Source organism: Bacillus sp. JKS001846, assembly GCF_900176455.1.
In the GTDB taxonomy this organism is placed as follows: Bacteria; Bacillota; Bacilli; order Bacillales; family Bacillaceae_G; genus Bacillus_A; species Bacillus_A cereus.
This window is the reverse complement of the sequence record NZ_FWYG01000001.1, coordinates 928,822-941,460: the sequence shown is the minus strand read 5'-3', so window position 1 is coordinate 941,460 and position 12,639 is coordinate 928,822. Positions and strand designations below refer to the sequence as shown.

The window sequence follows — 12,639 nt, the reverse complement described above, 5'->3', positions numbered from 1 at the left end:
GCTAAGCATTGTGCCTAGCTCTTTTTACATATTTGCTTACTCGTAAAAGTGTATATATTTCATCAGTTCTTCGATTCCTTTAAATTGGAGTAATAGTTGATTGTTCAAGTTTTCTAAAGCCAACTGAAAGGAACGTTCAATTTTTCCATAGTCTAATGTTTCTAAATCATCTAGCAAGCTTTTCATATTTTCTATATAATACACGGTTTTTCTCAAACTGCTTATAACCAGTATTTTACGCAGTTCAGATATTGGAAACATTCTATAACCGTTTTCTTTATTTCTTTCTGAGTGGACTAACCCTTCATGTTCCCAATGACGGATAGCCGAAGTATTTACGCCTGCTATGTTTGCAGCCTCTCCAATGCTCATGCGTTCATTTAACTCTACATTTTTATATTTAGTAAAATCAGCATTTTGAATCATGTTTAGTATTTCTTCTACTCGTTTTTTCTCCACCTGAACATTGAATTGCTGTTCATTAATTAACCAAAGTGCTTCTTCAAACTTTACGTTTTTAATCATCCTCATAACTTTATAAACAATAGGTATATCATATCCTTTTAATAATGCTCTAATGGTAATAAATGCTTGAAAGTGTATCGATGTATAAAACCGGTGATTACTTTCCGTTCTTGGCACAACAGGAATGAGATTTTGTTCTTCATATCTTCTCAAAGTTGTTGTACTAACATTTAAGACATTTGCAATTTGTTTAGGGCTATATGTCTCCATTTATTAACTCCTTTTTAAAGTAAAACCTTAAAGTGCTACATTAACATATTTCAAATAAAATCCTTATATATACGAGAAAAAAGTCATAAATCCGGAAGATTGCATGAATGTTATATGATTTTAGTATAAACAATTTAGGAGTGATAGAAATGGAGAAAATCATAAAACTTACGGACGAATCAGTATTAAAGGTTGGTTTGGTTGGAAATCCAAAATTTAGAACAATCATGCTCCCAGTTGCTAAAGAATCTGTATATGGGCAAGATGCTGAAACTTTGAAGTTGTGGGGAGTAGATCCTGAATTTGGAAAACATTTTATTGATGGACTCATAGATAAGTTTCAGATTTTATATTTTGACTACGAAGGCCATCGTTTGCAACATCCAAATCCAGAGAATCTCACACCTGAAAATATAGTAAAAGACCTATTAACAATTGCTGACGAAATAAATATTAATAAGTTTAGTTATTATGGTTACTCTTGGTTAGCTTTAGCTGGGTTACAATTAGCCATTCGAACGGATAGATTAGACAGTATAATCATGGGCGGGTTTCCACCAATAGATGGTCCATATAAAGAAATGATGGTAGTAACAAATAAAACATATGAGCAAGCTGTGAATAATCACAATTCTCCTGTTATTGATCAAGCACATATTAATCCTGAAAAAATTGATTGGGATAACATACAGATAAAGATCGACATGAGTCAAACTAAACAGTTTGTTACAATGTACGAGAATTTGATGGAGTTTGATGATCAAGACATCCAACATAAACTAATCATTCCGAGATTAGCGTTTTCTGGGGAAAAAGACACTATTGTTTACGGTGAAAATTTTGGCAATGTAGTAGTTGATATTATTGGTATACTTCAAAAAAACAAACAAAAGTTAGAACATCTTGGATGGGATATAGAAATCTTAAGAGGAAATGATATGGATCACACTAAAGCTATGCAACCTATAACAGTTCTGTCATTGATAAAGCCTTGGTTAATTAAAAATTTGAATATAACTTATTAAATATAGTAATTCGAATAACCTAAAAATAAAGCTGCTCTTCCCTAAAAGGAAAAGCAGCTTTATTTACATTTTTAGTTCTTTTTTATAAGCAACATAAGAATATCCCATTGTTAATCCTACTGCACCAATAATAATTCCAACCATTACGAAAGATTTCCACGTTACTGGTACAAAAACACTTAGAATCATAATAATTCCTAATATAACAAACACCTTTCCGCTAAAACGGTGTGTCTTTCTCCATACTTCCTCGTTACTTAATGTCCACGGTGTTTTTATACCTACAAAGTAATTTGGTTTACATTGTGGTAAATAGTTTCCGATGATTATAAATAAAAGACCAACAAGAATATATGGTGTACTATTCATTGGAATGTCATAACCTAATCCAGCTCCAATTCCAATGATACTTACTAAAAATAATAGGAATAATACGCTATAATTTATTACATTATACCCTTTAGAAAATTTCTCATAATTCTCATGCTTAGGATCTATCTTAGGCAATAAAGTCAATAAAGCATATATAAAAACCATAACTGCAACATCCAAAATCATCATGCCCATTTTTGACATACGCCCATCTACCTCACCAGACACATTCCAATGACTCGGAACCTCTCCCGGTAAATGCGGCCACGCGATGCACCATGCAATAATCGTTAAAGCTATTAATAGTAACGGAAATATATGCTTTCTCATTTCCCCTCTTCCCCCTTATTCGTAAATGTAAACACCCAAGTCAACAAATCTTGAAAGACCGTTGTGTTTAAAGAGTACACAACGAATTGCCCTTTCTTTTCATCTTGAATAAGTTCAGCATTTTTAAGTGCGTTTAAGTGGTGTGAAATACTTGGTTTTGTCATATTGAAATGTTCAGCGATCTCACCAGCGGTTAGATCACCTTCTTTTAATAAGTCTAAAATTTTTCGCCTTGTTGGATCTGCTAATGCTTTGAATGCTTGATTCAATGTCTTTCTTCCTTTCGATAATTAGACATTTAGATACTTATCTAAATGTTAAAATGATTTCAGTTGATTGTCAATTATATACGAGGCCCTTTTTACTTTTCTCACTTTTAACCTATACTGTTTACTAGCTTATCTTTCAACATAATGAAAAGACTTGAAACACATGATACACTATAGCTACAATTGTTTTTCTGAGGAGGAATATACATATGTATAAAATTTTAATCGTTGAAGACGATCCAAATATTTCATCATTACTGCAATCTCACATTCAGAAGTACGGTTATGAAGCTGTTGTTGCAGAGAATTTCGATGATATTATGGAATCGTTTAACGCTGTGAAACCACATCTTGTTTTACTTGATGTAAACTTACCGAAATTCGATGGTTTCTACTGGTGCCGTCAAATTCGTCATGAATCTACTTGTCCAATTATTTTCATTTCAGCGCGTGCTGGTGAGATGGAACAAATTATGGCAATTGAAAGCGGTGCGGATGATTACATTACAAAACCATTCCACTACGACGTTGTAATGGCAAAAATTAAAGGACAATTACGCCGTATTTACGGTGATTATGCACCAAATATTTCTGAACGTATCGTTGAAGTAGAAGGTTTAAAACTATTCCCAGAACGTCCTGAAATTCACTTCGGATCTGAACAAGTTCTTTTAACGAAAAAAGAAGCTATTTTAGCTGAAATGTTATTATCTAAATTCCCTCGTACAGCAAGCCGTGAAGATTTATTAGCTGCGCTTTGGGATGACGAAAGCTTCGTTGAAGAAAATACATTAAACGTAAACATTACGCGTCTTCGTAAAAAGTTTAATGAGCTTGGTATTGAGAACTCTATTGAAACAGTACGTGGACTTGGATATCGCTTTAACGCAACTTGGAGTGAATAAGCATGAAGCTATTTTTACGTGATCATTTTGCATTTTTCCTACTGTACGTTTTAAACTTCGGTATCATTTTCGTTCTTTATGATGCAGTAGATGGATTTCAAAACAATAAATTTTACTTCGTCGTTTTAAGTTTATATTTATTTATTTGTTTCCTCGCTTACCGTTACGTTCGCAATCGTAGAATGTACCATAGATTAAGCGAGCAACCAGAAAAAATGGAAGATGCGTTTATTGAAAGAGCAACTGCTCCGATGCCTCACGGTGTCAATGAACTCGTGCGTACGCAGTACCGCCTCTTCCAAAAAGAACTACAATCGTATGAAGTAAAACAACAAGAACATCAATTATTCATTAACCACTGGGTACATCAAATGAAGACACCTGTTTCTGTTATGCAGCTTATGGTGCTAGAAATGGAAGACGAGCATTTAATTCCAAAGTTTAAAAAAGAATTAGAGCGTCTAAACCAAGGGCTTGATATGGCTTTATACATGGCTAGGTTAAATAACTTCCATGAAGATTTCCATGTTGAGACGATTTCATTAAAAGATACGGTAACAAAAAATATTAACGGATTAAAAGAACTATTCATTCGTAATGGTGTCTTCCCTGTTTTAGAAGTCCATTCTGATTTAAAAGTTGCTTCTGATGCGAAATGGCTAAAATTTATCATCTATCAGTTAATGACAAATGCTGTTCGTTACTCTGGTGAGCGCGGAAAGAAAGTTTTCTTATCTGCTTACCGAAACGGAAAGGATATTATTTTAGAAGTTCGTGATGAAGGTGTTGGTATTCCGCAAGAAGATATTCGAAGAGTATTTGAACCATTTTACACTGGGAAAAACGGTCGCGCATTCGGAGAATCTACTGGTATGGGGCTTTATATTGTAAGTAAAATTTGTGATTATTTAGGTCACTCTGTCAAACTAGATTCTGAAGTTGGTAAAGGAACGACGATTAAAATCATCTTCCACAACGCTGCAAATAATCAAGCAGAACATACGGAGAAGGTGACCGAAGCATGATCGTAACATATGCAAGCAAAATGTATGAGAACACACTCTCATACATTTTTTGCAATACAACTACTTCTATATCTTCTAGCCGGAGGTATAATCTATGACATTTTGGCAATTTGCATTTAAAAACGTCACGCGCAACTCGAGAGCTTATTTTGCTTACTTTGTAAGTAGTTCCTTTTCCATTGCTGTGTTCTTTTCGTTTGCTGTTTACTTATTCCATCCGAAATTACAAAACTTTGACATGACCTCTGAAATTTCAGGATTAATGATATTTTCAGAAGTAGTAATTGTATTTTTCTCTTTCTTCTTTTTACTATATTCCATTGGTACTTTTTTAAAAGTTAGAAAAAAACAATTTGGTGTTTTGACCATTTTAGGAATATCAAGAAAACAATTACATCGTCTTGTTTTTATGGAGAATATGTTAATCGGGATTTTATCTATCTTTTTCGGCATGCAGTTTGGAGTTGTTTTTTCTCAATTTTTTTTATTAGTAACAGCCAAACTTACGCATGTTCCAGGAATATATTTATACGGTCCTACTAACGCGTTTATTTTAACAACCATTGTTTTCCTTAGTCTTTTTATCATTGTATCTGCATTCACACCAATGCTTATTCGTACAAAAAAAGCGGTACACCTTTTAAAAACAAATGGTGGAAAACAAAAAGAAAGAAAACCATCCATACTTGTTTCATTATTTGGTGCGATTTGTTTATTTGGTGGTTATGCGTTAGCTGGAAATCCTAAATATTTCGTATCAGTAAGCCCGCAAATCGGTGTTATATATATGGTTTCGAGTATTTTCGTTATCCCAATGCTTGTTACAATAGGAACATATTTTTTCTTTTCTCAAATTAGTTTCTTACTGATTTATATTTTAAAGAAAAGAAGAAGATTTTATATGAAACGGATTAATATGCTTTGGATTTCAGATTTAGCAAACCGTATTCGGACGAATATTAATATGCTTTTTATTGTAGCGATGCTCTCTACAATTGCTTTCACAATGATCACGTTCCTATATGGATTCGGGAAATTTATTAAGCTAGAGGTGAATAGAACTTCCCCTTTCCCAATTTCTTATTTCTCTTATGATGCGAACCCTTTTGTTACAGAGCATTTAAATTGGCTTGAGCAACAATTACAAAAAGAGCATTTCCCTTATCAAAAAATAAAAGCTGATATATATGAAACACCACTAAAAGAAGATAAAGATATAGCTATTTATAATGACGTATACGCAATTAAGCAAAGTGACTATAACAAACTTGCGAATTCTTTACGAATGAAACAACTATTTATGGATGATAACGAAGCATATGTGCTAACAGGGACATCTTATATCACCATATTCAACGAATTTGAGCAAAGCTACAATAGAGATTACATTACACTCTCTAGTACAAATACGAAATTAAGAGTTAAAGGCTATGAGCATGTAAACGCAATCCCATCTGACTTTTCATATCAAACGATAGTGTTGCCTGATGTTATCGTAAATAACTTACCTAACACCGTAAAACATATATCAGCATACAATTACAAAATTCAAAACTGGGAACAGACATATGAAATTGCTGATAATTTTATAGAAAAGGTACAAAAAGATCGAAATAAATACCAGTATGAAGGGCCTCTTATTCGATCCTTTGAATCAGCAGGATCGTTATACAAAATAACATCAGGTAGTGCCGCGTACTTCCTAATCGGGACATTTTTAGGAGTTATTTTCTTCATTGGAGCTGGTAGCGTTCTTTACTTTAGAATGTATACGGATTTGACGAACGAACAAGAGAAATATATAACGATTTCTAAAATCGGTGTAACAGATACAGAGATGAAACGATCTGCAACCATTCAACTTAGTATTTTATTTTTCATTCCGTACATTATGGCATCCATTCATACAATGTTCGCAACAAAAATGCTACAAGATGTAATTGGTTTATCTCTATTCAAAGAAGTTTCAGCCGTTCTTATTATTTTTGGATTCGTTGAAATCGTATTTTTCTTATTCATTCGTTCACTTTATATGCAAAAATTATCACATTACACGAGTGGACAAAATATTTAAAACAAACTTGATGAAAAGAGTATCTCTCATACTCTTTTCATCTTCACCCTATTAGGAGGTTTAGGTGAATGACATTTTGGCAGTTTGCATTTAAAAACGTCACAAGAAACGCCAGAGCTTATTTCGCCTATTTTGTAAGCAGTGCGTTCTCCATCGCAATCTTTTTCTCATTTGCAGTTTATTTATTTCATCCTAAATTGCATATGACAGACGTGAATTTTTCTCTGAACATATTAATGACAATTTCAGAAGTTGTCATTGTGTTCTTTTCATTTTTCTTTTTACTGTATTCAATCGGGACGTTTTTAAAAGTACGAAAAAAACAGTTCGGGATTTTAACAGTGCTTGGCATATCTCAAAAACAATTAAAGCGACTCATATTTATAGAAAATATGTTAATTGGTGCTCTTTCTATATTTTTTGGCATTCAACTTGGACTTGTCTTTTCACAGTTCTTTTTGTTAGTTACCGCTAAAATTACACACGTACCTGGTTTATATTTATATCCACCTACAAGTGCTATCGTTTTAACTATCATCATCTTTCTCGGGCTCTTCATTCTCGTATCATCTTTTACACCGATGCTCATTCGCACGAGAAAAGCCGTACGTCTTTTAAAAGAAGGAAAACAACAAAAAGAAAGAAAAGCATCCGTGCTCATCTCTCTATTTGGTGCGATCTGTTTAATATGTGGATATGCGTTAGCCGCAAATCCGCTGTATTTTATGTCGCTAGGTGACATAATTGGACTTTTATATGCCGTCTCTAGTATATTTGTCATTCCATCGCTTATTGCAGCTGGAACATACTTTTTCTTTTCACAAATTAGTTTTTTACTTATTCGTATTTTAAAAATGCGAAGAACGTTTTATATGAAACGAATTAATATGCTTTGGATTTCCGATCTAGCATCACGTATTCGGACAAACATTAACATGCTCTTTATTGTAGCGATGTTATCGACGCTCGCTTTTACAATGATTACATTCTTATATGGCTTCGGGAAATTTACAAAGTTTGATGCGATTAGACAAAATCCTTTCCCGTTTACTTATTTATCGCATACTGAAAATACGTTAGCTGATGAACATTTAAACTGGTTAGAGCAGAAATTTAATGAAGAGCACTTTACTTATACAAAATTTAAAACAGATATATATGAAGTATCTTCAGCTGAAGATAACACGCAGCTCTATTATGCCATTAAACAAAGTGACTATAATGTACTTGCTAAAGCGTTAAATTGGGAAAAACTCACGGTAAATAAGAATGAATCTTATATTCTTATGAAAGACTTAGATGATCAAGTTATTGGAACACTTCACAATAAAGAACAGAAAAATACTCTTACACTTACTCAAAACAATTTACAACTACAAGTGAAAGAATATAAAAGTTATAGCCCATTCCCAAACAGCTTAATATACCAATTACTCATACTATCTGATGAAAATGTAGAAGCCTTATCCACCGTTTCCAAACAAATGAGTGTATATAACTTCAAAGTTACAGATTGGGAAAAAGCACATAATATCGGTTCATCGTTTATAACAAAAATCCATAACGATAATGCAGCAATTCAAGCAGAGCATCCACCTTTCCATGCAAGTGAAGCGAGCGATTCTCTATATAAGACAAAACTAAATGTCGCTTCGTTCTTCTTAATTGGTACTTTCCTAGGAGTTATTTTCTTTATCGGTGCTGGCAGTGTTCTTTACTTCCGGATGTATACAGATTTAACAAATGAACAAGAAAAATATATAACGATTACGAAAATCGGCTTAACTGAGACTGAAATGAAACGTTCAGCGACAATTCAGCTTGCGATTCTTTTCTTCGTACCTTACATTATGGCATCAATCCATACGATGTTTGCGACAAAGATGCTACAAGAAATATTACATCTCTCGTTCTTCGCTGAAATTACAGTCGTACTGTTGATTTTTGGAACAGTTGAAATTTTATTTTTCCTTTTAATTCGTTCCTTTTATATGCAAAAATTATCACAACACATTAAGTTTTAAAAAGTAGAAAGGTGATTACTATGGAAGAAGTATTACACATAAAAAACGTCTCAAAAGTATATGAGGGGAAAGTCCCTCATACTGCTTTAAAAAATATAAATTTACACGTGGATAAAGGGGAATTCGTTGCCATTATGGGACCATCTGGTAGCGGAAAATCTACATTTTTAAACGTTATCTCTACAATCGATTCTCCGACTTCTGGTGATGTCGTAATTAACGGAAAAAAACCGCACACATTTCGTAGAGAGAAGTTAGCTATTTTCCGAAGACAAGAGTTAGGATTTGTTTTCCAAAACTTTAACCTACTAGATACACTAACAATCGGTGAAAATATCGTACTACCTTTAACATTAGATAATGTTCCATTAAAAGAAATGGATGAAAAGCTTGATAACATTTCAAAAAAGCTTGGAATTGATCATATTTTGGACAAGCGTATTTTTGAAGTTTCTGGGGGACAAGCACAGCGTACCGCAGTAGCACGTGCTGTTATTCATCACCCTTCTCTCTTACTAGCCGATGAACCGACAGGAAACTTAGATTCAAAAGCGGCAATTGACGTAATGGAGTTATTTACGAAATTAAATAAAGAAGAAGATGCAACGATTTTAATGGTTACTCACGATCCATTCGCGGCAAGTTATTGTAACCGCGTCATTTTCATTAAAGATGGTGAGCTTTACAACGAACTACACCGCGGGCTATATCGCGAGAAGTTTTATCAAGAAATATTAGATGTTTTAGCATTATTAGGAGGAAGACGTGGATGACATTTTGGCAATTTGCATTTAAAAATGTCTCGCGTAATTCTAAAGCATATTTCGCTTATTTTGTAAGTAGTGCTTTTTCTATCATGGTTTTCTTTTCATTTACCGTATACGCGTATCATCCGCGCTTGCAACATGTACAAAGCTTTCAAGAACGTGATCCTCTAATGAACTTAGCTAGTACAGCACAACTTGTGATCGTTATGTTCTCGTTCTTCTTTCTCTTATATTCAATTGGAACATTTTTAAATGTTCGGAAGCAGCAATTCGGGATACTCACTATTCTTGGTATCTCACAGAGACAATTAAAAAGATTGTTATTTACCGAAAACATGATAATTGGGATATTATCTATCTTTATCGGCATTCAAGGTGGACTTGTATTTTCTAACTTTTTCTTATTAGTCACTTCGAAATTAACAAGTGCGAAAGGTCTCTATTTATATTGGCCAACAGAAGCGATTATCGTTACAACCGTAACGTTTATCATTTTATTTTTAATCGTTTCTACATTTACACCAATGTTTATTCGTACTCGAAAGACAGCCCACCTCATTAAAGGGAACAAGAAAATGCCAGCTGAAAAAAGACCATCTATACTCATCTCTTTATTCGCTTTAATTTGTTTAGGGCTATGCTATTATATCGCTGGTTATCCGCGAGGCTACGTAACGGAAAAAAATGTGCAAAATGGATCTGTCTTTTTTATTATGTTATCTATTTTACCGCTCGTAATAGTCGGGACATATTTATTCTTTTCACAAACATTCCTTCTTTTCATCTATATTTTAAAGAAGCGCAGAAAGTTTTATTTGAAACAAATAAATATGTTATGGATTTCAGATTTAGTTTCTCGTACACGCAGTAATATTAATGTACTCTTTATTGTTTCTATGCTATCTGCACTTGCATTTACGATTATTATTGGATTATTCGCCGCTAATAACAATACGAAGGCATCAGTATTAGAGCGATATCCCGTTCCCTTCACGTATACATCAGAAGGTGACAATTCCCTTGAACAAAAGCATATTTCTACAATTGAAACGGAGCTTACAACTAATAATTTTCTTTACAAAAAATATAAGTTTACAGTATTAAAAGATACAGCTTCCAAAGAAGATATTATGCTTATGAAGATGAGTGATTATAACGCAATTGCTAAACAATTGAAAAGACCGGAAATAACAATCGATTCTACAGAAGTTTATATTATTTCTCGGCACTCACCAGAACTTCTCGATCTCGTATCTAATCCATTTGCAAAGCAAAATACGATTACACTCGGGTCTAATAAAAAAGAATTTCATATTAAAGGGTTTATTAATAAGGGAATCGAACCATCCTTTGCATTCCCACATTTAGCTGTCGTACAAGATTATGTATTTGATAATATGATTCCTCATATTGAAACAACTGTAATCTATAACTACTTCGTAGAAAACTGGGAAAATGCAATCGTTCCAACCAAAAATATGTTACGTGTTATTAGTGGCGATGCGCGTGAGTTCTACGAAAAGCATACAGAAGAGAACGCTCAAGTTCCTTTCTTCATACATACGGCTACGGATGAACTCATTTACGGTAAAGGAAATGCAGTTGCTCAATTCTTTATTTGGGCATTTCTCGGCTTTATTTTCTTTATCGGTGCGGCTAGTGTTCTATACTTCCGTATGTATAATGACTTAACAACTGAAAGACAAAAATATATTACGATTACAAAGCTTGGCTTAACTGAATCAGAAATGTTTCGCTCTGCAACGATTCAATTAGGAATTTTATTTTTCGTTCCTTACATCGTTGCTGGTGTTCACACATTATTTGCGGTTAAGTTTTTACAAAGCATGTTTTCTTTCTCCTTACTAAAAGAGACATGTATCGTACTCACCTTTTTCGGGATTATCGAGATCATTTTCTTCTTCTTAATCCGTTCTCTGTACATTAATAAATTATCACAGCATATAAAAATATGAATAAAATGGCCTTGTGCGTATTGCACAAGGCCATTTTCAATAGTTTTTAATAATTAGCAGCAATATCCGCCGTAGCCACCATATCCGTAGCCGCCGTAACCGCCATAACCACAACCGCCGCCTCCGCCGAAGCAGCTAGCACCGATGATAATTAATAAAATAAACAATACGATTAGAAGCGCAAAACCGCCTCCGCAACCATGTCTGCGGTTACAATCATCATGTCTGTGTTCACACTTTTCGCTCATTACCCTATTCCTCCTTTAGTATCATTCATAACAAGTTCCTCTTGTTCTAAATGAGGGGATTCCATTTATAGTATGTTTTCAGGGCGAATAGGAAGCTTGGCTTTCTTAAAAACGGGCTTGTTTCAGAAAATGAGCCTTATCAAGATGTAGGTATAAAACATTTGACATACTAATAATTTCTTACTAATATTTAATTGAACGATCAATCAATTTTTTGATTATACATTCAAATTATATAAATCAGGAGTTGAATAGCGTGACTGATTCTTTTATTGCAGAGGCTAGGCGTGAACAAATTATTCTTGCATGTATTGATACATTAGAAGAGGTTGGATATAACAACTTGAGCTTAACGAAGGTGGCAAAAAAGGCTAAGATTAGTACCGGACTTATTTCTTATCATTTTAATGATAAGCTTTACCTTATGAACCGTACATTACAATTTTTAGTTGCCAAACAACATGAATTTATTAGTAATCGAGTACTATTAGCTCAATCTGAAATAAATAAACTAGAGGCTTTTATTGAAGCACACTTGGCTTATCAAGAAACTCATTACAAAAATAATATTGCCTTAATTGAGATTGTCTTTAATGCAAGAAATGAAGAGAACATTCCTTATTACAGAATCGAAGACGACGAAGAGGATGCTCTTAGAACGATGTTATTAGATATTTTGAAGACTGGACAACAAAATGGCGTGTTTTCTAACTCTTTTCAAACCGACACATTAGCTTCATTTATTTTAGGAGCAATCGAAGAAAGAATGTTGAAGGCAAATTCATCTATATCCATAGAAAATTACTCAGATGAGCTCATAAAAATGGTGAAAAAACTCACTATTTAAAACATGCCCTGGTTAAAAAATATATATAAGAAAGGATGAACT

At 33.6% G+C, this 12,639-nt stretch carries 12 protein-coding genes; 8 read left to right on the top strand and 4 right to left on the bottom strand.

The genetic code is table 11. The features are described 5' to 3' along the window. Positions 1-36: 36 nt before the first annotated feature. Complete coding sequence (locus B9A45_RS05090) at positions 37-735, bottom strand: MerR family DNA-binding transcriptional regulator (protein WP_084063903.1); 699 nt, start codon at positions 733-735, stop codon at positions 37-39. 149 nt (positions 736-884) lie between these two features. On the opposite strand from B9A45_RS05090, the gene B9A45_RS05085 reads away from it, so the two are divergent. Beyond that, complete coding sequence (locus B9A45_RS05085; protein WP_084063902.1) at positions 885-1,760, top strand: alpha/beta fold hydrolase; 876 nt, start codon at positions 885-887, stop codon at positions 1,758-1,760. 63 nt (positions 1,761-1,823) lie between these two features. Here the strand turns inward: B9A45_RS05085 and B9A45_RS05080 are convergent, their stop codons facing one another. Both B9A45_RS05080 and B9A45_RS05075 read right to left on the bottom strand, forming a co-directional pair. Continuing rightward, positions 1,824-2,462 (bottom strand): SdpI family protein, encoded by a 639-nt coding sequence (locus tag B9A45_RS05080; RefSeq protein ID WP_084063901.1) that lies wholly within the window; start codon positions 2,460-2,462, stop codon positions 1,824-1,826. Further along, the gene (locus B9A45_RS05075) at positions 2,459-2,731 is read right to left on the bottom strand and encodes an autorepressor SdpR family transcription factor (protein WP_001070526.1); all 273 of its coding nucleotides are present in this window, start codon (positions 2,729-2,731) and stop codon (positions 2,459-2,461) included. Before B9A45_RS05075 ends, B9A45_RS05080 begins: the two co-directional genes overlap by 4 nt. A gap of 209 nt (positions 2,732-2,940) precedes the next feature. Between B9A45_RS05075 and B9A45_RS05070 the strand changes: the two genes are divergently transcribed. The 6 genes from B9A45_RS05070 to B9A45_RS05045 all read left to right on the top strand — a co-directional run bounded on the left by B9A45_RS05070 (position 2,941) and on the right by B9A45_RS05045 (position 11,502). After that, positions 2,941-3,636 carry a response regulator transcription factor gene (locus B9A45_RS05070; protein WP_000276738.1) on the top strand — a complete coding sequence of 232 codons (696 nt, stop codon included), beginning with the start codon at positions 2,941-2,943 and terminating at the stop codon, positions 3,634-3,636. Between the two features lie 2 nt (positions 3,637-3,638). Beyond that, positions 3,639-4,661 carry a sensor histidine kinase gene (locus tag B9A45_RS05065; RefSeq protein WP_000765341.1) on the top strand — a complete coding sequence of 341 codons (1,023 nt, stop codon included), beginning with the start codon at positions 3,639-3,641 and terminating at the stop codon, positions 4,659-4,661. Between the two features lie 94 nt (positions 4,662-4,755). Beyond that, on the top strand, positions 4,756-6,735 hold the full coding sequence (locus B9A45_RS05060) for an FtsX-like permease family protein (RefSeq protein WP_000145054.1): 1,980 nt from the start codon (positions 4,756-4,758) through the stop codon (positions 6,733-6,735). Positions 6,736-6,803: 68 nt separating this feature from the next. Continuing rightward, a complete protein-coding gene (locus tag B9A45_RS05055; protein WP_061654859.1) occupies positions 6,804-8,759 on the top strand; it encodes an FtsX-like permease family protein in 1,956 nt (651 codons plus the stop codon). Between the two features lie 20 nt (positions 8,760-8,779). Continuing rightward, positions 8,780-9,532, top strand: coding sequence for an ABC transporter ATP-binding protein (locus B9A45_RS05050; RefSeq protein WP_000393250.1), 753 nt, complete (start codon positions 8,780-8,782; stop codon positions 9,530-9,532). Next, positions 9,529-11,502 (top strand): FtsX-like permease family protein, encoded by a 1,974-nt coding sequence (locus B9A45_RS05045; protein WP_016110851.1) that lies wholly within the window; start codon positions 9,529-9,531, stop codon positions 11,500-11,502. Before B9A45_RS05050 ends, B9A45_RS05045 begins: the two co-directional genes overlap by 4 nt. Positions 11,503-11,555: 53 nt before the next feature. Here B9A45_RS05045 and B9A45_RS05040 read toward each other — a convergent pair whose 3' ends face one another. Next, positions 11,556-11,750 (bottom strand): YjcZ family sporulation protein, encoded by a 195-nt coding sequence (locus B9A45_RS05040; RefSeq protein ID WP_001290395.1) that lies wholly within the window; start codon positions 11,748-11,750, stop codon positions 11,556-11,558. Positions 11,751-12,006: 256 nt separating this feature from the next. Between B9A45_RS05040 and B9A45_RS05035 the strand changes: the two genes are divergently transcribed. Then, positions 12,007-12,597 (top strand): TetR/AcrR family transcriptional regulator, encoded by a 591-nt coding sequence (locus B9A45_RS05035; protein WP_000132246.1) that lies wholly within the window; start codon positions 12,007-12,009, stop codon positions 12,595-12,597. Positions 12,598-12,639: the final 42 nt, after the last annotated feature.

Coding starts and splice junctions, on each gene's coding strand:
- B9A45_RS05070 (WP_000276738.1), top strand. CDS start 2,941: ATGTATAAAATTTTAATCGTTGAAGACGATCCAAATATTTCATCATTA.
- B9A45_RS05085 (WP_084063902.1), top strand. CDS start 885: ATGGAGAAAATCATAAAACTTACGGACGAATCAGTATTAAAGGTTGGT.
- B9A45_RS05040 (WP_001290395.1), bottom strand. CDS start 11,750: ATGAGCGAAAAGTGTGAACACAGACATGATGATTGTAACCGCAGACAT.
- B9A45_RS05080 (WP_084063901.1), bottom strand. CDS start 2,462: ATGAGAAAGCATATATTTCCGTTACTATTAATAGCTTTAACGATTATT.
- B9A45_RS05060 (WP_000145054.1), top strand. CDS start 4,756: ATGACATTTTGGCAATTTGCATTTAAAAACGTCACGCGCAACTCGAGA.
- B9A45_RS05045 (WP_016110851.1), top strand. CDS start 9,529: ATGACATTTTGGCAATTTGCATTTAAAAATGTCTCGCGTAATTCTAAA.
- B9A45_RS05090 (WP_084063903.1), bottom strand. CDS start 735: ATGGAGACATATAGCCCTAAACAAATTGCAAATGTCTTAAATGTTAGT.
- B9A45_RS05055 (WP_061654859.1), top strand. CDS start 6,804: ATGACATTTTGGCAGTTTGCATTTAAAAACGTCACAAGAAACGCCAGA.
- B9A45_RS05050 (WP_000393250.1), top strand. CDS start 8,780: ATGGAAGAAGTATTACACATAAAAAACGTCTCAAAAGTATATGAGGGG.
- B9A45_RS05065 (WP_000765341.1), top strand. CDS start 3,639: ATGAAGCTATTTTTACGTGATCATTTTGCATTTTTCCTACTGTACGTT.